The sequence below is a fragment of the Mesorhizobium sp. M0514 genome, assembly GCF_040321145.1.
Lineage (GTDB): Bacteria > Pseudomonadota > Alphaproteobacteria > Rhizobiales > Rhizobiaceae > Mesorhizobium.
Genome location: NZ_JAMYQZ010000016.1, coordinates 26616 through 49719 on the forward strand (window position 1 = coordinate 26616; position 23104 = coordinate 49719).

20 protein-coding genes and 1 tRNA gene are annotated in these 23104 nt (G+C 63.3%); 9 read left to right on the forward strand and 12 right to left on the reverse strand.

The window, feature by feature from the left end:
• Window positions 1-18: 18 nt before the first annotated feature.
• From NKI61_RS09435 to NKI61_RS09475, 9 genes are all read right to left on the reverse strand, one after another.
• Window positions 19-2046: a bifunctional metallophosphatase/5'-nucleotidase gene (locus tag NKI61_RS09435; protein WP_023701038.1), complete on the reverse strand. Its 2028-nt coding sequence runs from the start codon at window positions 2044-2046 to the stop codon at window positions 19-21.
• Window positions 2047-2243: 197 nt separating this feature from the next.
• On the reverse strand, window positions 2244-2621 hold the full coding sequence (locus tag NKI61_RS09440) for an Omp10 family outer membrane lipoprotein (protein ID WP_023671949.1): 378 nt from the start codon (window positions 2619-2621) through the stop codon (window positions 2244-2246).
• A gap of 186 nt (window positions 2622-2807) precedes the next feature.
• Window positions 2808-4253 carry a homospermidine synthase gene (locus NKI61_RS09445; RefSeq protein ID WP_023710944.1) on the reverse strand — a complete coding sequence of 482 codons (1446 nt, stop codon included), beginning with the start codon at window positions 4251-4253 and terminating at the stop codon, window positions 2808-2810.
• A 127-nt stretch (window positions 4254-4380) separates the two neighbouring features.
• Window positions 4381-5619 (reverse strand): hypothetical protein, encoded by a 1239-nt coding sequence (locus NKI61_RS09450; RefSeq protein ID WP_023671947.1) that lies wholly within the window; start codon window positions 5617-5619, stop codon window positions 4381-4383.
• Between the two features lie 2 nt (window positions 5620-5621).
• Window positions 5622-6545, reverse strand: coding sequence for a heme-dependent oxidative N-demethylase family protein (locus tag NKI61_RS09455; RefSeq protein ID WP_023671946.1), 924 nt, complete (start codon window positions 6543-6545; stop codon window positions 5622-5624).
• 52 nt (window positions 6546-6597) lie between these two features.
• Entirely contained in the window at window positions 6598-7260 is a 663-nt protein-coding gene (locus NKI61_RS09460; RefSeq protein ID WP_031201292.1) for an aminotransferase class IV family protein, read from the reverse strand.
• Window positions 7209-8354, reverse strand: coding sequence for an aminodeoxychorismate synthase component I (locus NKI61_RS09465; protein ID WP_023671944.1), 1146 nt, complete (start codon window positions 8352-8354; stop codon window positions 7209-7211). Before NKI61_RS09465 ends, NKI61_RS09460 begins: the two co-directional genes overlap by 52 nt.
• Window positions 8355-8517: 163 nt before the next feature.
• A complete protein-coding gene (locus tag NKI61_RS09470; RefSeq protein ID WP_023671943.1) occupies window positions 8518-9234 on the reverse strand; it encodes a helix-hairpin-helix domain-containing protein in 717 nt (238 codons plus the stop codon).
• 412 nt (window positions 9235-9646) lie between these two features.
• On the reverse strand, window positions 9647-11485 hold the full coding sequence (locus NKI61_RS09475) for a M3 family oligoendopeptidase (RefSeq protein WP_023671941.1): 1839 nt from the start codon (window positions 11483-11485) through the stop codon (window positions 9647-9649).
• 145 nt (window positions 11486-11630) lie between these two features.
• Between NKI61_RS09475 and NKI61_RS09480 the strand changes: the two genes are divergently transcribed.
• From NKI61_RS09480 to NKI61_RS09490, 3 genes are all read left to right on the forward strand, one after another.
• Window positions 11631-13169: a sigma-54-dependent transcriptional regulator gene (locus NKI61_RS09480; RefSeq protein WP_023671940.1), complete on the forward strand. Its 1539-nt coding sequence runs from the start codon at window positions 11631-11633 to the stop codon at window positions 13167-13169.
• Between the two features lie 391 nt (window positions 13170-13560).
• Window positions 13561-15387, forward strand: a complete 1827-nt coding sequence (gene mepK, locus NKI61_RS09485) for a peptidoglycan L,D-endopeptidase MepK (protein ID WP_023733474.1) — start codon at window positions 13561-13563, stop codon at window positions 15385-15387.
• A gap of 115 nt (window positions 15388-15502) precedes the next feature.
• A tRNA-Gln gene (locus NKI61_RS09490) sits at window positions 15503-15576 on the forward strand.
• Window positions 15577-15720: 144 nt separating this feature from the next.
• On the opposite strand, the gene NKI61_RS09495 is transcribed toward NKI61_RS09490, so the two are convergent.
• Window positions 15721-16359, reverse strand: coding sequence for a 2-dehydro-3-deoxy-phosphogluconate aldolase (locus NKI61_RS09495; protein WP_023701045.1), 639 nt, complete (start codon window positions 16357-16359; stop codon window positions 15721-15723).
• 173 nt (window positions 16360-16532) lie between these two features.
• Here NKI61_RS09495 and trhO point away from each other — a divergent pair, with 173 nt between their 5' ends.
• On the forward strand, window positions 16533-17459 hold the full coding sequence (gene trhO / locus NKI61_RS09500) for an oxygen-dependent tRNA uridine(34) hydroxylase TrhO (RefSeq protein WP_023733473.1): 927 nt from the start codon (window positions 16533-16535) through the stop codon (window positions 17457-17459).
• A gap of 23 nt (window positions 17460-17482) precedes the next feature.
• Here trhO and NKI61_RS09505 read toward each other — a convergent pair whose 3' ends face one another.
• Window positions 17483-17845, reverse strand: a complete 363-nt coding sequence (locus NKI61_RS09505) for a YybH family protein (RefSeq protein WP_023733472.1) — start codon at window positions 17843-17845, stop codon at window positions 17483-17485.
• A 203-nt stretch (window positions 17846-18048) separates the two neighbouring features.
• On the opposite strand from NKI61_RS09505, the gene NKI61_RS09510 reads away from it, so the two are divergent.
• Together NKI61_RS09510 and NKI61_RS09515 are read left to right on the forward strand one after the other, a co-directional pair.
• A complete protein-coding gene (locus tag NKI61_RS09510; RefSeq protein ID WP_023733471.1) occupies window positions 18049-18786 on the forward strand; it encodes a tellurite resistance TerB family protein in 738 nt (245 codons plus the stop codon).
• A gap of 333 nt (window positions 18787-19119) precedes the next feature.
• Window positions 19120-19881: an SDR family oxidoreductase gene (locus NKI61_RS09515; RefSeq protein ID WP_023733470.1), complete on the forward strand. Its 762-nt coding sequence runs from the start codon at window positions 19120-19122 to the stop codon at window positions 19879-19881.
• 12 nt (window positions 19882-19893) lie between these two features.
• Here the strand turns inward: NKI61_RS09515 and NKI61_RS09520 are convergent, their stop codons facing one another.
• Entirely contained in the window at window positions 19894-21078 is a 1185-nt protein-coding gene (locus NKI61_RS09520) for a pyridoxal phosphate-dependent aminotransferase (protein WP_023710953.1), read from the reverse strand.
• 83 nt (window positions 21079-21161) lie between these two features.
• Here NKI61_RS09520 and NKI61_RS09525 point away from each other — a divergent pair, with 83 nt between their 5' ends.
• The 3 genes from NKI61_RS09525 to NKI61_RS09535 are packed head-to-tail and all read left to right on the forward strand — an operon-like array spanning window position 21162 to window position 23100.
• Window positions 21162-21848 carry a GNAT family N-acetyltransferase gene (locus NKI61_RS09525; protein ID WP_023733469.1) on the forward strand — a complete coding sequence of 229 codons (687 nt, stop codon included), beginning with the start codon at window positions 21162-21164 and terminating at the stop codon, window positions 21846-21848.
• A gap of 15 nt (window positions 21849-21863) precedes the next feature.
• Window positions 21864-22835 carry a cation diffusion facilitator family transporter gene (locus NKI61_RS09530; protein ID WP_023733468.1) on the forward strand — a complete coding sequence of 324 codons (972 nt, stop codon included), beginning with the start codon at window positions 21864-21866 and terminating at the stop codon, window positions 22833-22835.
• A gap of 58 nt (window positions 22836-22893) precedes the next feature.
• Complete coding sequence (locus NKI61_RS09535; protein WP_023683268.1) at window positions 22894-23100, forward strand: hypothetical protein; 207 nt, start codon at window positions 22894-22896, stop codon at window positions 23098-23100.
• Window positions 23101-23104: the final 4 nt, after the last annotated feature.

Genomic DNA, 23104 nt, shown 5'->3' on the forward strand with positions numbered 1-23104 from the left:
CGCAAGTGCGAAGCGAGGTTACTTCGCCGGAATGGTCAAGGTCGCGCCGACAGGAAGCCGGCGTGGTTCGTAGCCTTTGTTGGCCTCGGAGATCACCTTCCACTTGGCGCCGTCGCCGTAGGCCTTCTTGGCGAGATCCCAATAGGTATCGCCGGCGACGATGACATGGCTGGCTTCGGCCGGGGCGGCGTCAGCCGGCTTTGCCGGAGCAGGTGCGGCTTCGGCCGGTTTTGCCGGTTCGGCCGGAGCCGGCGTTGCCGGGGCGGTTTCCGCCGGGACAGTCGGCGGCGTGGTGGTGATGTCGCCGGAGCCTGCCGGCAATGCGGGCATCGCCGGCTCCGCCGGTGCAGCCTCGGCCGGTTTTGCCGGTTCCGCTGGAGCAGGTGCCGGTTCGGCTGGTTTTGCCGGCTCGGCGGCCGGGGCAGCCGCTACGGTTGCGGTAACCTCGGTGATGCGGCCGTCGAGCTTGGGCGTATAGGGCCGGTGCGCGGCGAGATAGTCGGCGACCACCTGTTCGAGGCCCGGGCCGTAATCATAGGCGTTCTTGGCCTTCTCGGCGAAGACCTTGTAGCCGTCGCCGCCCTGGCGGACGTAATTGTTGGTGGCGACCAGATAGTCCTTGTCCGGATTGATCGGCGCCCAGGCACCGTTCTGCATCACCTCGACCGACTTGACTCGGCCGGCATTGGGCGCGACCGACTTGTCGAAGGAGTATTTGAGACCTGCCACCTGCGGGAAGCGGCCGCCGCCGTCCTCGACCTGGCTGACGCCGTTTTCCAGCCCGGCAACCAGATCCTTTCCGGAAATCTGGAAGGTCGCCAGCGTGTTCTGGAACGGCAGCACGGTCAGCACCTCGCCCATGGTGACGGTGCCCTTGTCGATCGAAGCACGCAGGCCGCCGCCATTCGAGACGACGATCTCGACGCCCTGTCCCTTGACGCGGTCGAGGATGGCGTCGGAGACGAGGTTGCCCATCGCGCATTCCTTGGTGCGGCAGCTTTCGCGGCTGCCGTCGATGGCCTCGGTGGTCTCGGCCACTTCCTTGTTCTTCAGCGCCTCGATCGGCGCGCCAAGCTCCTTGATGCGGGCAAGAACGGCCGGATCGGGAGTGATCGACTTGTCGAGGAAGATCGGGTCGCCGCTGGCTTCCTTGACGTTGCCATTGTCGTCGAACACGACCTTGAATTCGCCGAGATATTTCGAATAGGACGCGGCCTGCACCACAGGCACCTTGGAGCCGTCGGGGTTGTCGACCATCGTCGGGTAGGGGCCTTCAGCCTTCGGGTCGGTGTTGGACAGAAGCGAATGGCTGTGGCCGCCGACCACCACATCGATGCCCGGGATCTTGGCGATGACATCGCGCTCGCGCCTGTAGCCGATATGGGTGACGGCAATGATCTTGTTGACGCCTTGCGCCTTCAGCTTCTCGACCTCGGCGGTGATCGACTTGACGTCGTCGGCGATGGTGATGTTGGGGCCGGGAGAGGCGAGTTCCGGCGTGTCGTTGGTCACGGCGCCGACAATGCCGATCTTCTGGCCGCCGACCTCAAGCACAATCGACGGCTTGATCTTGCCTGCGGCGCCGGACTTGTCGTTGGGCACGACATTGGCGCTGACGATCGGGAACTTCGCCTTGTCGAGATAAGGCACCAGCGCGCTCTCGCCATCGTCGAATTCGTGGTTGCCGAGCGTCACCGCGTCGGGCTTGATCTGATTGAGGAATTCCTCCTCCGCCGTGCCCTTGTAGGTGATGTAGAACAGCGATCCCTGAAAGCTGTCGCCGGCATTGAGCAGCAGCACGTTCTGGCCTTCGAGCTTCTTGCGCTCCTGTGCGATCGCGGTGACCAGCCGGCCGGCGCCGCCGATGCACTCACCCTTGGTCTCTTCCTCGGCCGAGCAGGTTGACTCGTATTTGTTGTTGCCTTCGATGCGGCTGTGCCAATCGTTGAAATGCAGGATGTTCAACGTGTAGTCGGCAAAGGATGGTGCGGCCGACAGGCCGAGTGTCGAGGCAGAGAGGGCGGCAATGGCGGCGAGCTTCTTCATCTTCGTCTCCCGGATATGATCAAAGGCGTTTAACGCTCTTGCCCGACTGCAGGATAACAGCCAGCATTTCGGGTATGTTCACATCGCGGTTGTGGCGATGCAAGAAGAATCAGGGCGGATAACCGGCATCGGTTTGCCGGCATAAAAAAGGCGGCGGCATCGCGCCGCCGCCATCCGCAAAGCCGCATGGGAAAGGTTCAGCCGCGCCTGGTCAGCACGAAGTTCTGCCCGGCGGAGCTGGTGCAATTCAGCTGGTTTATGGACACCAGCAGGCAGTTGAAAGCGATTGGCTGCTGCCGGATCAGCGAGGTTCCGTTGATCTCGACCGAGGTGGCGCCGGTCTTGGTGTAGCTGCCGTCAGCGAATTTCTCACCGGTCTCCGCCGAAACGGTGGTGAAGACGCCGCCGTTCAATGTCGAGACCGCCTTGCCCTCGGCGTTCAGCCAGGAGCCTTCGACGCCTCGCGCCTGCGATGAGATCGGTGGCCCGTCGGAACCGCCGGTGGTGCAGGCGGCAAGCATCGTCGCAAGAACGCCCGCCGCGCCCGCAGAAAGAATTTTGCGCGCAATCGTCATATCAAATCCTCTCCTGGCGCATCGGCCCAATCGCCAAACGACGTTTGGGGAACCGATGTGCGTGGCCTCAAGTTTCCAGAGCCGTCCCTCGTGCGTCCAAACGGATGCACACTGCTCTCGTCCGCATCCCTTCAATCGCCCGATTTCCGGGCGATTGCAAGGCAGTGGGGCAGGGGTATGGAACCGCTATCGAACGAGGATGTTGCGGAATTGCCACGGGTCGCTTTTGTCGAGGTCCTCGGGAAACAGGCCCGGACGGTTATCGAGCGGCGTCCAGTCGGTGTAGTAGCCCTTGACCGGTCCGAGATACTGGGACTGCACTTCCAGGCAGCGCTTGTAGTCCATCTCGTCGGCCTCGACGATGCCGGCTTCCGGGTTTTCCAGCGCCCAGACCATGCCGGCGAGCACGGCCGAGGTGACCTGCATGCCGGTAGCGTTCTGGTAGGGCGCCAGCTTGCGGGCTTCGGCCAGCGACAGCTGCGAACCGTACCAGTAGGCGTTCTTGGCATGGCCGTAGAGCAGCACGCCAAGCTCGTCGACGCCGTCGACCAGCTCGTTTTCGTCCAGCACATGGTGCACGGGTTGCGCCTTGCCGGCGGCGCCGAACATTTCGTGCAGCGACAGCACGGCGTCGTTGCAGGGGTGATAGGCATAATGGCAGGTCGGGCGGTATTGGACCTTGCCCTTCTTACCGCGCACGGTGAAGAAGTCGGCGATCGAGATCGCCTCATTGTGCGTCACCAGGAAACCGTATTGCGCGCCCGGCGTCGGGCACCAGGAGCGCACGCGGGTGTTGGCGCCGGGCTGTTCGAGATAGATCGCAGCCTTGGAGCCATGCTTGTGCTCCTTGCCGTTCTTCGGCATCCATCTCTCATGCGTGCCCCAGCCGAGCTCGGCCGGCTGCAGCCCTTCCGAGATGAAACCTTCGACCGACCAGGTGTTCCAGAACACGTTCATCGGCTTCGGCTTCTTGGTGCGCTGGGTGTCGCGCTCGGCGATGTGGATGCCCTTGACGCCGGCCTTCTTCATCAGCTTCGCCCAGCCGTCACGGTCGTCCTGCGCGGGTTCGGAAAACTCGAGGCCGAGGTCGCCGGCAAGGTTCAGCAGCGCCTGCTTGACGAACCACGAGACCATGCCCGGATTAGCGCCACAGGTCGAAACCGCGGTAGCGCCGCCGGGCTTGTCGTGCTTCTCCTTGATCAAGGCTTCGCGCAGCGCGTAGTTGGTGCGGCTGGCATTGCCGGCCTTGGCGTCGAAATAGAAGCCGAGCCACGGCTCGACGACGGTGTCGATGTAGAGCACGCCGAGCTTGCGGCAGAGCCGCATCAGGTCGACCGAGCCGGTATCGACCGACAGATTGATGCAAAAGCCCTGGCCGCCACCATTGGTCAAAAGCGGCGTCAGCAGTTTCTTGTAGTTCTTCTCGGTCACGTGCTCCTGCACGAAGGCGATGCCGCGCTCGTCGAGCAGCTTGCGGTCGGTGTCGAGCGGGTCGATGACCGTCATGCGAGACTTGTCGAATTTGAAATGGCGCTCGATCAGAGGCAGCGTTCCCCGTCCGATCGAACCAAAGCCGATCATCACGACAGGGCCGGTGATTTCACCGTAAACGGGCCAGTTTTCATTCGCCATTTTATCGAGCACTCCTTCAAGCAACGCGCCAAAACGGCCGTTCGACCGCCGCGCGACAAACCATAGATCATTGTCACAATAAAGCGAAAAGCAGGGATAAGGTTAGTTCCCGACGGCGCAGATGCGCCTACGGTTCGAGCAGTTTCGCGAATTCCGGTGTGAACAGCGCTTGTGCTTCGGAGACCGGCATTTCAACGAGATCGTCGCCGCAAGCCTGGATGACGTTGGGCAAACCTTGCAGCCCGAAGACCAGAACCTGCCTGTCGCCATCGCGCTTCAGGCTGGCGCCGAGATAGTCGCTGATCAAATCGTCGATGCCGCATTCGGCCTCGTAATCCACCTCGGTCTGGTCGCTTGGCTTCTTGCGGTTTTCCCTGACGAAGGCGGCCAGCGAGGGGCCTGGCTTGCCGTCGCCCGTATCGGAAAACATGTCCTGAAGGGTAAGCAAGGCGCCACGGCGCACGTCCATGACATAGGCGTCGGAATAGTTGTTCGGATGCGCACCGCCGCAATAGAGGCTGCCGGATTCCGACCAGCTCATCAGCTTCGGCGTCAATGACGTAACTTTGGACGTCGTGTCTTCATAGCCGCCAAGCGAATCGTCGTCCATGCCCTCCATCGGCGGCCCGTCGTGGAAACCGGCATATTGCAGCGCCGCGCACGTCAAGGCGCTGAGGCTGTCATGCCAATGGCGGTTCTGCAGCAAGGCATTGGCGGCTTCGATCGGCGCACTGCCGGCGAGATCGACGATGCGCGGCCTGGCGAATTTGGTGCGCGGATCGGTGACATAGTTGTAGGCTGCATCCGGCCAACCTTCCTTGGCGTCTGCCTTGGGCGCGAAATCCAGCTTGAGATAGTCGTAGGGCGATGCCGCCATGGTGATCGGCGCATCGTCGCCCGAGAATGTCATGTCGGTGAAATCATAGAGATCGCGTGGCGTCGTCGCCGGCGTCTCCGTCTGGGCACGGCTGGCGATCCTTGTCAGCTTCAGCGGCAGGGTCTTTTTGGCCGTCCAGGTGCCTTCCAGCGTCTTGCCCTTGTCGGCGGAACTCAACCGCCAGACGGCGCCGATGGGTGGAGCCTGGCCGTCGCCGCACTTCTTGGCATCGCAGGCTTCTTCCTCGGCCAATTGAAAGGTGGCGCCCTTGCTCGACTTCGCCTGCAGAGGAATATCGACGCCCTTGGAACGGTAGAAATAGCGCGCCGCCAGTGCCTCTCCAGCCGTCGCCGGATCACCGGTAAACTCGACGACGATGTCGATGTTGCCGAGCTTCCCCGCATAGGTCACCGGTTCCGCATGCGCTGTTGCCGGCAACGCCAGGAATGCACCGAGCAGGACGGCTAGCTTCAGAACATGTCGGACCATCGTCACTCCTGAGCCATGGTTTGCAGGCGTTGCACCAGCCGGTCACGGTCTGATGTCATCCCCTTGTAGTCGAGTTGAGCCTCATCCAGCGCCTGCAATTGCGCCGCGAAAGAGGCGGCAAGCGTTGCCCGGTCGGGATGCCGCGCCAGCACTTTCAACGGGTCGAGATGGATGCGGATGGTGAACAGGATGTCGCGCGAGACGGACAGTTTGCGCAGCGTCTGGCGCTCGACGCGGATGAAGGCGTGGGCGTTTACGTCGCCGTCGGGAAATCGCGAGGGGCGCCTGGTGGCACGGTCGATGCGCTCGACATTGGAGAGCGGATGATAGAGCGCGTCGTCGGCCTGGATCGACCAGTTGAAGCGTTCGACAGCCTGACCCTGCAGGCCGTCGAACATGCGGTTGATGAGCTCGGCCGGCCTGGTGCCCGGACCGAAGCCCGGCACCGGTGCGTGGATCTGCTGCAGCGGCCGGCCGAATTTCTCGACCAGCGACCAGGATGACGGGAAACACAGCGAGCCGGCGGCGAGCCGCCAGCCGGTGTCGTCACGGCGCATCAGGATCAGGTCTTCCTGGACGAGCAGCGACGCTGCGACCAGCGGGGCATCGGGGAAGGTGGCGTCAGAGTCGGCTTTGGCGCCAATGACCTCAACCCCGGCATTGGTGCGCCGGTACATCCCGGGAAATCTCGACAGCAGATGTGCTTCGAGGAGGCCGCGCACTTCGCGCTGGGCGTCGCGCGTGCCGTCTTCCTCGACAAACACCTTGTCGGGAATTTCGGCATACAGCCGGCGCTTTTCGGCGAGATGGTCGAAGAGATACCGGTCGACCTCGATCCACTTGTCGAGTTCGAGCGGCTTCAGCCCGATGGTGAAGAGCTTTGAGGAGCCATCATAGGGCGTGTGCGTGGGCTGACGAGAATTCATGCTTCGCTAGAAAGTGTCCAATGCCGGCGGTTATTCTCGCAGCCGCTTCGTATCAGGCCAATGTTGCCGGGATCAAGCCGCGCAGAGAATTGCCGACGAACAGTGTTTTGGCGGATTTCAACTCGTCATAGCTGTAGATCGCCTCTTGGGCGCGGCCTTCGTCCAGCAGCTCGGCGCGCAATACGCCAGGCAGCAGGCCGCAGTCGAGCCTGGGTGTCATCAGCATGCCATCACCGAAATCGGCGAAGACGTTGGTGATGGTGCCTTCGCAGATTTCGCTGCGCTCATTTGCGAGCAACACTTCGTCGGCCTGGGTGATCAGATATTCGGAGCGGGCGTGGGTGTAGATCTGTCGCCGGCTGGTCTTGTGGCGCAGCAGCGCGTCCGAGGAAGAGAGCCGCACCCGCGCCAGTCGCAGCCGCCAGACCTTGTCGGCGGCGAACGGCTCATAGGGCTGGACCGAGGCGGTCACTTCGCCATTGCGCTGCAGGGCGAGCCGGGTGCGCAGCGCCGTCTGCTGCGCCCCGATAGTATTCGCCAGCACCTCGCCGATCGGCTGCGGATCGCAGGCAAAGCCGAGTTCTTCCGCCGAGCCGTAAAGGCGCGCGAGATGGCGTTCGAAGCGCAGAAAGCCCTGGCCGGGCTCCCAGCGCATCGTCTCGATCAGCTCGAAATCGGCGGTGTCCCCGTCGCGAAGCGCGCCTTCAGCAGACACTCCTGATACTCCTCTTGCGCCGTCGAATCGAAGACGACGCCGCCGCCGACATTGTAAACGGCCTCGCCACTGGAAAAGAGCGATATGGTGCGGATCGCCACCGAAAAGCGCATCATGCCGCCAGGCGCGATCCAGCCGATGGCGCCGCAATAGACGTCGCGCGGTGTCTCTTCCAGCTCGTGCAGGATTTCCATGGCGCGGATTTTCGGTGCGCCGGTAATCGAGCCACAGGGAAACAGCGCGCCAAAGATTTGGCGGATGCCGAGATCAGGCAGAAGCTTCGCCCGCACACGGCTCACCATCTGATGGACGGTCGGGTAGCTCTCGATGCGGAACAGTTCCGGCACTTCCAGCGTGCCGATCTCGCTGATCAGGGAGATGTCGTTGCGCAGGAGATCGACGATCATCCGGTTCTCGGCCTGGTTCTTTTCGTCGCTGCGCAAGAAGGACTTCAACCGCGCGTCCTCGGCCTTGGTCGCGCCGCGCGGTGCGGTGCCCTTCATCGGATGGGTTTCGATCATGCCTAAGGCATTGATCTCGAAGAACAGCTCGGGCGAACGCGATAAGATGATGGGATCGCCGAGCGAAATCAGTGCGCCATACTTGACCGGCTGGCGTCCTGTCAGTGCGTCGAAGGCAGCAACCGGATCGCCCGACCATTGGGCACGGACCGGAAAGGTCAGGTTGCCTTGGTAGCAATCGCCCTTGCGGATGTGGTCGTGAAGGCGCGCGAAGCGTTTGGCGTAGTCCTGAGCGGACCAACTGGCCCTGGCGTCGAAGATGGGGCCATTGGTGGCCGGCGCATCGTTGCGCGGCACGGCCTCTTCGGCCGGAGCATTGAAGACACCCAGACAAACCAATGGCGCGCGCCGGCCTTCAGGCAGCAGCGGCACGAGTTTCGGTTCGAGCAGATAGCCCGCTTCGTAGGAGAAATAGCCGGCCAGCCATTTGCCGGCATCGCTCGCCGCCTGCGCAGCCGCCAGCGCCGGCAGAAAATCCTTGGCATCATAGGCAATGATGATGTCGGCCGGGTGGTCGAAGACCAACTGACGGCCGCTTTCATCGTTGCGGAAAATGGCAGAGGGCAGGGGCATGGGGCTCGGGTACTGCGGTCGATGACGCCAGAACCGCTCTATATGGGGGCCGGGCGGCGTGCAATCGAGGGAGCGGCGTCGCAGGGCGCAAAGACAGTGGCGAATGCAAAAACAAAGACGGCGCCCGAGAGCGCCGCCTTCTGCTTATGTTGCCGATGACAGATCAGCTGTTGTTGGCGGTCCCGGCGCTCGGGAATTGGCGTGCGAACTCCTTTTCGTCGCCGGCGGCAAGCAGCTTGGCCTGCTCGACCCACTTTTCGCGAGCGATGCGGCCGTCGAAATTCAGCGTGTCCTCGATGCGCTTGACGTCGGCCGCGGTCCAGCCGGCGATCTGCGCGTAGGTCGTGACGCCAAGGCCCTTGAGCAGTTTGTCGTTGACCGGGCCGATACCGATCAGGCGACGCAGATTGTCGGCCTTTCCAGCTGCCGGGGCGGCCTTCTTCGGGACGGCGGCGGGCTTTGAAGCCGCGGCTTTGGGCGCGGCCTTGGCGGCGGCAGGTTTGCTGGCCGCTGGTTTTGCGGCCGCGGATTTGGCCGCAGCTGGTTTGGCCGCGGCGGGTTTGGCGGGGGTCGGTTTCGCGGCCGGGGCGGACTTGGCCGTTGCCGCTGTCGATACCAGGGCGGCCGGCGCCGAACTTGAAGGCTTGGCGGATGGAGCTGATGTTTCACGCAGCCGCCGTTCGAGATCGGCGCGGGTCTTGCCGCAGGCGTCGAGTTCGCCAGTCAGGCGATCGGCGTCGGCGCGCAGTCTGTCACGCTCGCTGCGGGTGCGGTCGAGATCGCCGCGCAGGCTGTCGAGTTCGCCGCGCAGCCGGCCCCAGATAAACCAGCCAACCAACACACCTACAAGGAACGCCAGGACAATGTAAAAGAAGGTCATCGTCTCTCTCCAGTCGGATCCGTCTGCCGCCGTCCCAAGTCATGACCTTGGCAGATCGGATCATCCAATGTGGTTCGGCGGCTCAGGGAACAGCCGGTCTGTCGTCGAGTGTCGGCGTTCGGCTTTCCGCCCATTGCCAACCGTCGCTGTCGCATTCGTCAGACCGCTGCCATGGGCCGGGATACTGTCCGGCCTTAAGCCGCGCGCCCGGCTGAGCTTCAGTCGGAAAGCTATCATACGGTTTCGGGAAAGCTAACGGAATTTTCGCCGGAGAGTTATTCAAGAACAGATATTTAGAACAAGAACAGAGCTGCCGTCACATGCATTCCGGCTAAACTGTTCTGCGATTCTGCAAAGTCGAGGCCGCTGCTGAACCTGCCACTCTGCGCCATCGGTCCAATGGGTGCGCGCATTAACTGTCGAGCGCTTCCAACTCGTCGATCAGGCCGCCGATCACGCCAAGCCCGATCTGCCAGAAGGCGGGGTCGGTGGCGTCGAGGCCGAAGGGCGCGAGAAGCTCCGAGTGATGCTTGGTGCCGCCGGCGCGCAACATCTCGAAATACTTATCCTGGAAGCCATGCTCAGCGTTCTGGTAGACCGCGTAGAGCGAGTTCACCAGGCAGTCGCCAAAGGCATAGGCGTAGACGTAGAAGGGGGAGTGGACGAAGTGCGGGATGTAGGTCCAGAAGACCTCATAGCCCTCGCGCAGCTTGATCGCCGGCCCCAGGCTTTCGGCCTGCACCTCGAGCCAGAACTGGCCGAGCTTGTCGGAGGTCAGTTCGCCGTTCTTGCGCTCTGCATGCACCTTGCGTTCGAACTCGTAGAAGGCGATCTGGCGCACGACCGTGTTGATCATGTCCTCGACCTTCTGGGCGAGCATCGCCTTGCGCTGGCGCTTGTCGGTGGTCTGGTCGAGCAGCGAACGGAAGGTCAGCATCTCGCCGAACACCGAGGCCGTCTCGGCCAAAGTCAGCGGCGTCGAAGCCATCAGCGCGCCCTGGCCGCCGGCCAGCACCTGATGCACGCCGTGGCCGAGTTCATGCGCCAGCGTCATCACATCGCGCGGCTTGCCCATGTAGTTGAGCAGCACGTAAGGGTGCGCCGAAGGCACGGTCGGATGGGCGAAGGCGCCGGGCGACTTGCCGGGCCTGACCGGCGCGTCGATCCAGTTGCGGTCGAAGAAGGTGCGGGCGATCTCCGCCATGTCGGGGGAAAAGCGCTGATAGGCCGATAGCACAGTGTTCCTGGCATCATCCCAAGGAATCACCGCTTGCGGCGTTTCGGGCAAGGGCGCGTTGCGGTCCCAGTGGTTCATCACCTCCATGCCCAGCCAGCGCGCCTTCATCGCGTAGTAGCGATGAGACAGGCGCGGATAGGCCTCGCGCACGGCCGATGCCAGCGCGTCGACCACGCTGCGCTCGACACGGTTGGCGAGATGGCGTGAGTCGGCGATGTCCTCGAAGCCGCGCCAGCGGTCGGAAATCTCCTTGTCCTTGGCCAGCGTGTTGGTGATCAGCGTGAAGGTGCGCAGGCTCTTGCGGAAGGTTGTGGCCAGCGCTTCGGAGGCGCGGCGGCGGACCTCCCCATCGGCGTCCTGCAGGCGGTTCAGCGCCGGCTCCAGCGTCAGTTCCTCGCCGTCTATGTCGAAACGCAGATCGGTCATCGTCTCGTCGAACAGCCGGTTCCAGGCACCGCGCCCGGTGATCGACTTCTCATGGAACAGCTGCTCGACCCGATCCTCGAGCTGGTAGGGCTTGTCCATTCTGAGGTCGAGCACCCAGGGCCGGTAATGGGCAAAGCCGGCGTCGGCGGCGAGGGCGGATTCGAGCGCCTTGTCATCGATCAGGTTCAGTTCCAGCGCGAAGAACAGAAGATGCGCGCTGGCGTCGGTCATCTTTTCCTGGATGTCGCCATAGAGCTTTGCGCGCTGCGGATCGGCGGTGTTGCCGGCATAGATCAGGCCGGCATAGGAGACGATGCGGCCGATCAGTTCCTCCAGCGCCTCATAGGCTGTCAGCGCCTCGCCAAGCCTGCCGGCGCTTCCGCGCCCGGCCTCCGCAGCCAGTGTGCCCTTCCAGCGGTTCTCGAAGGCGACGGCGTCGGCCGCCGCCTTGGCAAGGTCACGCTTCAGTTCGGGCGCTTCCATGCCGGAATAGAGGTCGGCGAGATTCCATTCCGGCAGGTCGCCGAGTTCCGCCGCGCCCTGACCGGACGCTACCGCCGCAAGCTGCCGACCGAGAATCCTGCTCATCAACAATTACCTTCTGGAATCAAGGGGAAAGGACAAGCCGGTCAAATCCTAAGGAATTCGTTCACCGGGTTTTTTGAAACCTTGTTTAGAACCCTGTGCCAAGATGATCCATGGGAATTTCCCAGGCGGGCAACTCAAATCAGTCATGACAGGTTCCATTCTTATAGTCGATGACGATCCCGTGCAGCGCCGGCTGCTCGAGGCGGCGGTGACGAAATTCGGCCACAGCGCCATCGTTGCCGATGGCGGCGAGGCCGGTCTGAGCGCGCTTGACGGACCCAATGCGAGGGATATTTCGGCAGTCATCCTCGACCTTGTCATGCCGGGCCTCGACGGCATCGGCGTGCTGAAGGCGATGCGCGAGCGCGGCATCACTGTTCCCGTCATCGTGCAGACTGCGCAGGGCGGCATCGAAACGGTGGTTTCGGCGATGCGCCACGGCGCCTTCGATTTTGTCGTCAAGCCGGCGTCTCCCGACCGGCTGCAGACCGCGGTCGGCAACGCGCTCAAGGTCGAGGCGGTCGAGGACGAGGTCAAGCGCACGTCGCGGCGTCGCGGCGGCCACCTGACCTTCAAGGACATGATCACGCACAGCCCGGCGATGGACCGGGTGATCCGCCTCGGCCAGAAGGCTGCGGCCTCCAACATCCCGATCCTGATCGAGGGCGAATCGGGCGTCGGCAAGGAATTGGTGGCGCGCGCCATCCAGGGCAGCGGCGAACGCCGCACAAAGCCGTTCGTCACCGTCAATTGCGGCGCCATCCCCGACAATCTGGTCGAATCGATCCTGTTCGGTCACGAAAAAGGTTCGTTCACCGGCGCCACCGAAAAGCACACCGGCAAGTTCGTCGAGGCGCATTCGGGCACCCTGTTCCTGGATGAGATCGGCGACCTGCCGCTCGACGTGCAGGTCAAGCTGTTGCGCGCCGTGCAGGATGGCGAGGTCGATCCGGTCGGCGGCCGTTCCACCGTCAGGGTCGACATCAGGCTGATCTCGGCCACGCACCGCAACCTTCTGCAGCAGGTCAAGGACGGCAAGTTTCGCGAGGACCTGTTCTACCGGCTCAACGTTTACCCGATCGTCGTGCCGCCGCTGCGCGACCGCCGCGACGACATCCCCTATCTGGTCAAGCATTTCATGGACAAGGTGGCGCCGGCGGGCAATCGCCTGCACGGCATCTCGGATGCCGCACTGGCCATGCTGCAGGCCTATGATTGGCCGGGAAACATCAGGCAGCTGGAAAACGCCGTGTTCAGGGCCTCGGTGCTTGCCGAAGGCGATGTGCTCACGACTGACGAATTTCCGCAGATCCGGGCGCAGGTCGACGGCACCGTGAATCTCGACGCCGATGCGTCCTTGTCGGACCCCGGCATGGCCTTGAGCACCGGATCGCAAGGCGATGGCGCGCAGACTGATGACGCCGGTACTGCAGCTGCCGAGCTCGCCCCTCCGGCCAGGTTGCTTCAGCGTTTCGGCACATTGAGGGCGCTGGACGAGCGTGGCAATGTGCGTGCGCTGGCCGATGTCGAACTCGAAATGATCAAGCTCGCCATCGACCATTACAACGGCCAGATGAGCGAGGTCGCACGGCGTCTCGGCATCGGCCGCTCGACGCTCTACCGCAAGCTCAAGGAATACGGCATCGACCCGGAAACCGGCCGCCTCGACCGCCTTGCCTCCTGAACGCCGAATTCCACAGCTTGCCAACGCAAGGCCGGGACCAGCTTGCCATGCCATATCCGGCGCTGCATAAGGGGGTTGGGGCGGGAATATGGCTGACGCGGACAGCGTTGTTCACGCATTAAGGCCAGCGGTAACAGATCGTGTAGCGCGAAAAGGCTGAATCTTGATCTAAACCAGCAGTTTACCAAGAAATCCTGTGTATTATTTTTGACGGGATATCGCCACGGTGTTACCGCATTTCGGCTTCAATAAGCGATGATTAACCATTAGGATCGATATTCGGATGTGAGAACCACGCATCCGTTTGGACAAATCCGGGGACAAACGGCAGCCTGCAAGGCCTTTTGATTTGAACAAAGTCGAACGACACAGAAACGGGCGGCGCGATCACATGGGCGTCTGGCCGAGATGGCTGGCAGCGTTGATCGTTGCGTTCGCTTTCCTCGCCGCAACTGCTGCCGGCGCTAGCGCTGAAACGCGCTCGCTCAAGCTCTATCACCTCCACACGCACGAAAAGGCCGAGATCGTCTACAAGCGCAATGGCCGCTACGATCCGGCAGGCCTCAGGAAGATCAACATCATCCTGCGCGACTGGCGTCGCAACGAACCGACCAAGATGGATCCGCGCCTGCTCGATCTGGTGTGGGAAGCTTACCGGCAGGCCGGCGCCACCGACTATATCCAGGTCGTCTGCGGCTATCGCTCGCCGTCGACCAATTCGATGCTGCGCAGCCGCAGCCGCGGTGTCGCCAAGGAAAGCCAGCATATGCTGGGCAAGGCGATGGACTTCTACATTCCGGGTGTGCCGCTGAAAAAGCTGCGCAACATCGGCCTCAAGATGCAGGGCGGCGGCGTCGGCTACTATCCGTCGTCGGGTTCGCCCTTCGTCCACATGGACGTCGGCAATGTGCGACATTGGCCAGGCATCAGCCGCCAGGAACTGGTCAGCCTGTTCCCCAATGGCAAGACGCTGCATGTGCCGAGCGACGGCAGGCCGTTGCCGGGTTATGACCAGGCGCTCGCCTCCTACAAGGCGCGCAAGGGCGCCGGTTCTCCTGCCATCATGATGGCCAGCGCAGGCGGCAGCACCAAGAAATCCGGTGGCTTCCTGTCCGCTTTCTTTGGCGGTGGCGGCGAAGACGAAGCCGACGACAGCGCCGATGTCGCTACCGCCGCGCCGCCGCCGAGAAGCGTGAAGCCGGTGCTGGCTGCCACGAGCAACAACAACAGCAATCTGCCTGGCATCGCGATCGTGTCGCCGCAGAACGCCAAGCGCGCCAACATTCCGCAGCTTGCCGACGACAGCGCTGACGATTCGGAGCCGCAGGACACGCCGGAGACGATCATCGCCGCGCTGCCCGCCAAGGAAGTGCCGCTGCCCGCTTTCGCACCGCGGCCGAAGGCCGATGTCGGCGCGCAACAGCCTGAGACCGTGCCGTTCGGCGTGGCCGATGCCACCACCGAACAGACGGTGGCGACGGCGCAGGCGCCGGCCAATGTGCCGTTCGGCACGGCCGATGCGAGCAATGCCGACCAGGGGGCCGATCAAGCTGCCGCTCCGGCGCAGGTCGCGGTGAACGTCCCGTTGCCGACCTGGCGTCCCGACCGCTCTTCGCCGCCGGCTGAGCTTGCGCCGCAGGACGAGGGCGTTCTGCTGGCGCTGGCCGATACGGCTGCCCACAAGCAGAGCGCAACCGACGCGTTCTCGGTGCTGCCGTCGCAGCGTCCGGACGAGGTCAAGGCGGTTCTCGAACAGGCCAGCGCCGCCGATACAGCCGGTGCTACCGACGACTATCAGGTCGCCTCGCTCGAGCCGCGCTCGGCGTTCAACGATCCGTCAGGTGTCGATGCCGCATCGCCGCGCGGTGCTATTGCTGCCCGTCCCGCCGGTACCGATCCGGCCTCAGTGATCGGCGCCGGCGTCAAGACGACACGCAAGGAAGCCAGGGCTTCGGCCCGCGACCTGAAGCCAGGACCGAAGGCAGTGGTGGTGGCGGCCGAACCGCAGGCGGCCCGCTGGGCGCTGAGCAGCGGCGACAACATCGCCACCGTTTCCAGCCCGACGACAGCGCCGCGCTATGCATACAACATCGTGCATACGCCGCCGAGCGAGGTCTACACCGCAGGCTTCCAGGCGGACAACCAGATGGCCGATGCCAACCGCTTCACCGGCAATGCCGTGAAATTCCTTTCGGTCGCCCGCTTCCAGACGAAGTAAGAGCTCGACGGGGTAAACATCGAAGCCGCGCTGGGCAACCCGCGCGGCTTTTTGCTGTTGGCGAATCTCCAGCACTGGCTTCTAGCGTCCCGGAATGCTAACCACCAGCCTGCATTCCCGCTTCGTCTAATGGTAGGACAGCGCCCTTTGAAGGCGTGAATCGAGGTTCGAGCCCTTGAGCGGGAACCAAAATCTCAATGCGTAGCAACCCCCGTCGGCGCAAGCTGGCCGGGTTTCTTGTGCCGAGAGCAATCCAGGAACAGTGTGAAACGATTTGCCGGGAAAAGCGCGGAGCGTTTCCCTTGGGAATTGCGCAAAGATAAAGTAGCGAGGTTATTTTCCGAGCTTGCTCGCGGTCTGTGCGAGCGCCTCGATCTCATCCCACTTGCCGGCCTTGACCAACTCGTCCGGCGCCACCCACGAGCCGCCGACGCAGATAACGTTGGACAGGCTGAGATAGTCGGCCGCGTTCTTGGCCGAGATGCCGCCGGTCGGGCAGAATTTCACGTCGGCCAGCGGCGAGGCAAAGGCCTTCAGCGAGGCGATGCCGCCGGATTGTTCGGCCGGGAAGAATTTCAGGAACCGCAGGCCGGCCTCGCGGGCAGCCATGATCTCGCCGGGCGTGATGGCGCCGGGCAGCAAGGGAACGTCGCTGTCCTTGGCCGCCGCCAGCAACTCTCGCGTGATGCCGGGGCTGACGATGAATTTCGAGCCAGCGGCCGCTGCCTCGTCGAACTGCTTGGCATCCAGAATTGTGCCGGCGCCGACAATGGCGCCCTCGACCTCACCGGCGACGCGGCGGATCGCTTCCAGCGCATCGGCGGTTCTCAACGTGATCTCGATTGCCGGCAGGCCGCCGGCGGCCAGCGCCCGGGCGAGCGGGACGGCGTCCGCGACATTGGCGATCTTCAGCACCGGAATGACCGGCTGGCCATTGAGCAGCGACAGGAGCGTTTCGGTCTTGCTGAGCATTGGCTTGTCTCTCCCTAGGTGATTTCAACCGATTAGCAGAAGGCCGATTCCGAGTCCACGAAACCCGGCCTGCCGCGATGTCACATGTCGGCCAACGAGCCTGCGGGCGAATACCGAGGAAGTGCTTTAGCTCTGCCTTGAATCCGCTTTGACCACAGTCTAGTGGCTTGGCGATGACCAACCATGAACCCGTGCGCGTCGCCGCGCTCTACAAATTTGCGAGGCTGGGCGACTTCGACGCGCTGCGGGTCTTGCGCACGCCGCTTGCCGCCTTCTGCTGCGGGCGCGGCATCAAGGGCACGCTGCTTCTGGCGCAGGAGGGCATTAACGGCACGGTCGCCGGCAGCGAAACCGACATAGCCGACCTGATCGCTTATCTCGAGGCCATCGAGGGTCTTGCCGATCTCGAGGTCAAATACAGCACTGCCGCCGAAATGCCGTTCCATCGCATGAAAGTGCGGCTGAAGCGCGAGATCGTCACCATGGGCGTCGAAGACCTCGACCCGGCGACGGGTGCGGGGACCTATGTCGCGCCGGCCGACTGGAACGCGCTGATCTCGGACCCCGGCACCATCGTCATCGACACACGCAACGCGTACGAAGTGTCGATCGGCACGTTCGAGGGCGCGGTGGACCCGCGCACGTCGAGCTTTCGCGAATTCCCGGCCTGGGTGGAAAAACACCGCGACCAACTCGACGGCCGCAAGGTTGCGATGTTCTGCACCGGCGGCATCCGCTGCGAAAAGGCGACGGCCTATGTGAAGTCGCTCGGCTTCGAGGATGTGTTCCATCTCAAGGGCGGCATCCTCAGATATCTCGAAGAGGTGCCGGACGAAGACAGCCTGTGGCAGGGCGAGTGTTTCGTCTTCGACGAGCGGGTCTCGGTGTCGCATGGGTTGACCGAAGGCGAGGCCGAACTCTGCCGCGCCTGCCGGCATCCGCTGACGCCGGAGAACCGGCTGTCGCCGCATTTTTCCACCGGCGTGTCATGCCCGCATTGCTACGAGGCACGCTCGGATGAGGATCGCACCCGCTATGCCGAGCGCCAGCGCCAGGTCGAACTTGCGCAGGCGCAGGGCAGGGGACATATCGGCAGTTAAGTGCCGCCGACGCCCTGACTGGATCACCACACGACAGAATAGCGGTCGATCACCCACAGCCATGTGCCGTCGGCCTGCCGGCGCGCGACCTCTGAGGTTATCGAGCCGTCGGCAAGCCTGGTCGACGTCAACGCGAGTTCGCCGTTAATGGCCGCCGGGCGCTGCTCGCCGCGCTGGAATTTTCGCCAGCTCGCGGCAAAGGCTTCGAACAAAGCGCGGATCGCCTCATGGCCACGGGTCAATTCGGCTGCTCCGGTGTCGATGACGGCATCGGGTTCGAACAGCGCTACCATGCCCTCAATGTCTCCCGCCCATTGCCGATCAATTAGCAGGCGCTCCAGATCCTGGGGATCTCGTGCTTGGTCGCGGTCTGGCTGATCGGTCACGGCAAAACTCCTCCCTCGCCGACGTTGCGGCGACACTAACCGAAGCCGAGGCGGGTTTCGACACATCGAATTTGATTTGCGGCATTGCCGGCGCCGATAGCAAAGCGCCGGTCCGTCATTGTAATGTCAACAATCGGGACCTACGTCTGCAACGTCCAAAACCTGCCCGTCCACGTTGGCGCGGGCCCTTTTCTGGAGGCACCATGTTCGACCCCAAGAAGCTTCTCGACGATCTGCTCGGCTCGCAAGTTCCCGGCACAACCGGCACCGTTCGCGACAAGGCCGGGCAGGCTGTGCAGATGGCCAAGGACAATCCGCTGGCCGCCGGTGCGCTGGCCGCGGTGCTGCTTGGAACCGGCACGGGACGGCAGGTCACCGGCACGGCCGTGAAGCTCGGCGGACTGGCTGCGATCGGCGGTCTCGCCTACAAGGCCTACCAGAATTACAAGGCCGGCAATGCACCCGAGCAGGCGCCGGCGGCCGGCCAGCCGGAATTGCTGCCGCCGCCCGCCGACACCGGCTTTCATCCTTCACAGGCGCCACAGGGGGAGGACGAGTTCACGCTGACCCTGGTGCGGGCGATGATCTCGGCGGCCAAGGCCGATGGCCATGTCGATGACGCGGAACGCCAAAAGATCGCCGGCAAGCTCAGTCTGGCCGGCATCGGCACGGAAGCGGAAAAGTTTCTGATGGCCGAGCTGGACAGCCCGCTCGACCTCGATACGCTGGTCGCAGGCGCCAAGACCGATGAGCAGAGGCTCGAGCTCTACACGGCGTCCCGACTGACGATCGACCCCGATACGCGCGCCGAACGCGGCTATCTCGACCTGCTCGCCGGCCGGCTCGGCCTGCCGGATGCGCTCGTCGATCATGTCGAGGCGACGGTGTCGGCGGTCAAGGTGCCGGTTCCGTCAGGCACGGCGCCGAACCCGCGCTGGTAGACAACGCAGCCGCGGCGGGAAAAGCGTTAACTTCTCGTTTACCGAGGAAGCGCATGATTTTAGTTAGTCGGATCGGCTTTTCCTCCTCCCAAGCCCGGTTCAGATCAGGGGGCGGTCGCCAATGACCGCCCTTTTTGTCGGACCGATCACATAAAGCGCGTGGCGCTTCATGTTTTTGTCCTGGTGCATGTCGTTCTCTCAGAACCGGGGCCACTTTTGAGCGACATGCATTAGTGTCCGGCTTGCCATGATCGCCCTCATTTGCGATGGGTCGGTGCATTCGGATGCACCCCGATCTGTGCCGGGGATGCGCGGCGCGCAGGAGCAAAATCCATGACAGCCCTCACAGAGAAAACCGCCATCGTCACCGGCGCCGGCACCGGCATCGGCAAGAGCGTCGCCACGGCGCTGCTCAAGGCGGGCTGGAACACGGTGTTTTGCGGCCGCCGCAAAGCGGTGCTCGACGCCGCCATTACCGAAGCCGGGAAAGCGGACGCCAAGGCGCTGGCAGTTGCCTGCGACATCAGCAAGGCCGGCGAAGTCGATGACCTGTTCGAGACGGTGGCCGCAGCCTTCGGCCGTGTCGATCTGCTCTTCAACAATGCCGGCATGAGCTACAAGTCGACGCCCATCGACGAGATCCCGGTCGAGGTCTGGAACGATATTGTCGGCGTCAATCTCACCGGATCGTTCCTATGCGCTCGCGCCGCCTTCAGCGTCATGCGCAAGCAAAAGCCAATGGGCGGCCGCATCATCAACAATGGCTCTGTGTCGGCCTATGCGCCACGGCCGGGCTCGGTGCCCTACACCGCGACCAAGCACGCCATATCGGGGCTGACCAAGACGCTGGCGCTCGACGGCCGGCCCTATGACATCGCCTGCGGCCAGATCGACATAGGCAACGCGCTGACCGATATGGCGCACGCAATGACGGTCGGCGTGCCGCAGGCCAATGGCACCATCGCCGCCGAGGCGGTGATGGACGTCCAACGCGTCGCCGACGCCGTCGTCCACATGGCCAGCCTGCCGCTCGACGCCAACGTGCTGTTCATGACCGTGATGGCGACCAAGATGCCGTTCGTGGGGCGTGGGTGAGCAGCCGAAGGCCTACTTCTTCAAAAACGCCTCGATCCGCTCCAGCGCTCGCAAGATGTTCTCTTCGGAATTGGCGTAGGAAAGCCTGATGTAGCCTTCGCCGAGAATGCCGAAATCGGGACCGCCGATCAGCGCCACGCCGGCCTCCTCGAGCAGTGCCGAGGCGAGCTTCTTGGCCTTCCAGCCGGTCTTCGAGACATTCGGAAAGGCATAGAAGGCGCCCTTCGGCGTTATGCAGGAGACGCCGGGCAGCGCGTTCAGCCCCTCGACCACGATCTTCCTGCGGTTGTCGAAGGCGCGCATCATCTTGTCGACATCGTCCTGCGGGCCGTCGATCGCGGCGATGCCGGCGAACTGGCTCGGCGCGTTGACGCAGGACCAGCAATTGACCGCCAGCTTGCGGACCTTGTCGTAGAGATGCCCGCCCTTGTCGCCATTCGGCCAGATCGACCAGCCCATGCGCCAGCCGGTCATCGCCCATGTCTTCGACCAGCCGTTGAGCACGATCAGCCGGTCGCGAATTTCCGGAAAATTGAGCAGCGAAAAATGCGTCTCGCCGTCATAGGTCATGACGTCGTAGATTTCGTCGGAGAGGATGGCGACCTGCGGATGCGCTTGCAGTCCCTTCACCAGCTTCTCGATCTCGGCGCGCGGCGTGACGCCGCCGGTCGGGTTGGCCGGTGAGTTGAGGATTAGCAGTCTGGTCTTCGACGTGATCAGCGCCAGCGTCTCTTCTGCCGAGAAGGCAAAGCCGTTCTCCTCGCGGATCGGCACCGGAATGGGCGCGGCGCCGGTGAACTCGATCATCGAGCGGTAGATCGGAAAGCCTGGGTCTGGATAGAGGATCTCGGCGCCGGGTTCGCCGAACATCAAGATGGCCGCGAACATGGTCGGCTTGCCGCCGGGCAGGATCATTACATTCTCGGGCGAGACTTCGACGCCGGTAGTGGTCAGCGTGCGCCGCACCACCGCTTCGCGCGTCGCCAGCAGGCCATTGGCGGGGGTGTAGCCATGGTGGCCGTCGCGCAGCGCCTTGATCGCGGCCTCGACAATGTGCTGCGGCGTTTTGAAGTCGGGCTGGCCGATGCCGAGATTGACGATGTCGCGGCCCTGTTGAGCCAGTGCAGTCGCGCGCGCCAGCACGGCAAAGGCGTTTTCCTCGCCGAGACGGTCGAAGGCCGAAATCGTGTGGAGCATTTTTCCCGTCCGTGTGGTTCTTGCTGTTAGGTCGCGTTTTTGTGAGCGTCTGCTCACAAAAGTCAAACGGATTGGAGTTTTGCGTGTCGGAAAATCTCAAAGATTGGCAAGCGCGTCCGCGGCCCGAGCGCAAGCCCATTGACGGCCGCTATGTCCGGCTCGAACCGCTGAGCGCCGAAAAGCACGGCGATGGGTTGTACGAGGCGTCGTCCGTGCCCGACATCGATGGACGCTTTGCCTGGCTGCCCGACTACCCGCCGCAAACCCGCGCCGATTTCCAGCCATGGCTGGACAAGGTCGAGGCGAGCGAGGATCCGCTGTTCTTCACCGTCATCGACAAGGCCAGCGGCAAGGTCGCCGGGCGACAGACGCTGATGCGCATCGATCCCGCCTATGGCGTCATCGAGATCGGCAACATCTATTGGGGGCCACTGATCTCGCGCAAGCCGGCAGCGACCGAGGCGCAGTTCCTGTTCATGAAGTATATTTTCGACGGGCTCGGCTATCGCCGCTACGAGTGGAAATGCAACAACCGCAACGAGCCGTCAAAGCGCGCGGCGGAACGGTTCGGCTTCAAGTTCGAGGGCATTTTCCGCCAGCATCTTGTGGTCAAGGGTGAAAACCGCGATACCGCATGGTACTCGATCATCGACAAGGAATGGCCGGCGCTGCGCAAAGCCTATGAGGCATGGCTCGATCCCGCCAATTTCGACGGCGAAGGCCGGCAGAAGCGGCGGCTCGAGGATTTCCGCGCCGAGTTTGGCGCGTAACAGGAGTTTTTTCCGATGGCGCACAGCCATTATCATGGTTCGCATGCTGGGCATGGCGCCGGCCACGTGCATGGCTCGACCGACAAGAAGCGTGTGCTGATCGCAGCCTGCCTGACCGCCGGCTTCATGGTGGCCGAAGTGCTTGGCGGCCTTTTGACGGGATCACTGGCGCTGCTGGCCGACGCCGGCCACATGCTCGCCGACTCGATCGCGCTTGGCCTTGCCTGGTACGCCTTCCATCTTGGCGGACGGCCGGCGACGGTGCGCCTCACCTATGGTTTCGGCCGGGTCAAGACGCTGGTCGCCTACACCAACGGCATCGCCATATTCGCCATTGCTTTGTGGATCGTCTACGAAGCCTGGGGCCGGCTGATGACGCCGGCGCCGGTGCTGGGCGGGCCGATGCTGGTGGTGGCGATCGCCGGCCTTCTGGTAAACTTCGCCTCGTTCTTCGTGCTGCATGGCGGCGACCACGACAGCCTCAACATGCGCGGCGCCATCCTGCATGTGCTGGGCGACCTGCTCGGTTCGGCGGCGGCGATCGTGGCGGCGCTGGTCATCCTGGCCACCGGCTGGACGCCGATCGACCCGATTCTGTCGGTGCTGGTCTCGGTGCTGATCCTGTCCACCGCATGGTCGTTGATGCGCGAAGCCGCCCACGTCCTTCTCGAAGGCGTACCGGCAAGCCTCGACCGCGACATCATCGCCAAGGACATTGCCGGCACCGTCAAGGGCGTGCGCGAGGTGCACCATATGCATGTCTGGTCGCTGGACGGCTCCAGCAACATGGCGACGCTGCATGCCTGCCTCAACGATGGCGTCGATCCGCACCAGGCGGTCAGCGCCATCAAGAAGCGGCTCGCCGCCGAACACGGCATCAGCCACGCGACGGTCGAACCGGAATTCGGCCAGTGCGCCGACAGCCATGACGAGCACGATCATGACCACGACCATGGTGCGCCACCGCATCACGGCCATTATCACTGACAGGGAATTTCATGGCATTGGCATCCGAGTTGACGAGTTCCCAATGTGGCGGGACGGCATGATGGATCGCGACACGCGAAACGCGCTGATTGCCGCAGCCTGGATCATGCTGCTGTTCGGCATCGCGGCGTTCTATCTGCCGACGGTGATGCTGGCTGTCGGCAATATCTCGACCGTACTTGCCGGCATCGTCGGCATCGCCTTCGTGCTGGCATTCTTTCTGGTGTTCTGGTTGCGGGGCCGCAGCCAGAACAAGGGCAAATAAGAGG

Excerpts from the sequence above, each read along its gene's own strand:
- NKI61_RS09435 (WP_023701038.1), bottom strand. The coding sequence starts at position 2,046 with ATGAAGAAGCTCGCCGCCATTGCCGCCCTCTCTGCCTCGACACTCGGC.
- NKI61_RS09440 (WP_023671949.1), bottom strand. The coding sequence starts at position 2,621 with ATGACGATTGCGCGCAAAATTCTTTCTGCGGGCGCGGCGGGCGTTCTT.
- NKI61_RS09445 (WP_023710944.1), bottom strand. The coding sequence starts at position 4,253 with ATGGCGAATGAAAACTGGCCCGTTTACGGTGAAATCACCGGCCCTGTC.
- NKI61_RS09450 (WP_023671947.1), bottom strand. The coding sequence starts at position 5,619 with ATGGTCCGACATGTTCTGAAGCTAGCCGTCCTGCTCGGTGCATTCCTG.
- NKI61_RS09455 (WP_023671946.1), bottom strand. The coding sequence starts at position 6,545 with ATGAATTCTCGTCAGCCCACGCACACGCCCTATGATGGCTCCTCAAAG.
- NKI61_RS09465 (WP_023671944.1), bottom strand. The coding sequence starts at position 8,354 with ATGCCCCTGCCCTCTGCCATTTTCCGCAACGATGAAAGCGGCCGTCAG.
- NKI61_RS09470 (WP_023671943.1), bottom strand. The coding sequence starts at position 9,234 with ATGACCTTCTTTTACATTGTCCTGGCGTTCCTTGTAGGTGTGTTGGTT.
- NKI61_RS09475 (WP_023671941.1), bottom strand. The coding sequence starts at position 11,485 with ATGAGCAGGATTCTCGGTCGGCAGCTTGCGGCGGTAGCGTCCGGTCAG.
- NKI61_RS09480 (WP_023671940.1), top strand. The coding sequence starts at position 11,631 with ATGACAGGTTCCATTCTTATAGTCGATGACGATCCCGTGCAGCGCCGG.
- mepK (WP_023733474.1), top strand. The coding sequence starts at position 13,561 with ATGGGCGTCTGGCCGAGATGGCTGGCAGCGTTGATCGTTGCGTTCGCT.
- NKI61_RS09495 (WP_023701045.1), bottom strand. The coding sequence starts at position 16,359 with ATGCTCAGCAAGACCGAAACGCTCCTGTCGCTGCTCAATGGCCAGCCG.
- trhO (WP_023733473.1), top strand. The coding sequence starts at position 16,533 with ATGACCAACCATGAACCCGTGCGCGTCGCCGCGCTCTACAAATTTGCG.
- NKI61_RS09510 (WP_023733471.1), top strand. The coding sequence starts at position 18,049 with ATGTTCGACCCCAAGAAGCTTCTCGACGATCTGCTCGGCTCGCAAGTT.
- NKI61_RS09515 (WP_023733470.1), top strand. The coding sequence starts at position 19,120 with ATGACAGCCCTCACAGAGAAAACCGCCATCGTCACCGGCGCCGGCACC.
- NKI61_RS09520 (WP_023710953.1), bottom strand. The coding sequence starts at position 21,078 with ATGCTCCACACGATTTCGGCCTTCGACCGTCTCGGCGAGGAAAACGCC.
- NKI61_RS09530 (WP_023733468.1), top strand. The coding sequence starts at position 21,864 with ATGGCGCACAGCCATTATCATGGTTCGCATGCTGGGCATGGCGCCGGC.
- NKI61_RS09535 (WP_023683268.1), top strand. The coding sequence starts at position 22,894 with ATGATGGATCGCGACACGCGAAACGCGCTGATTGCCGCAGCCTGGATC.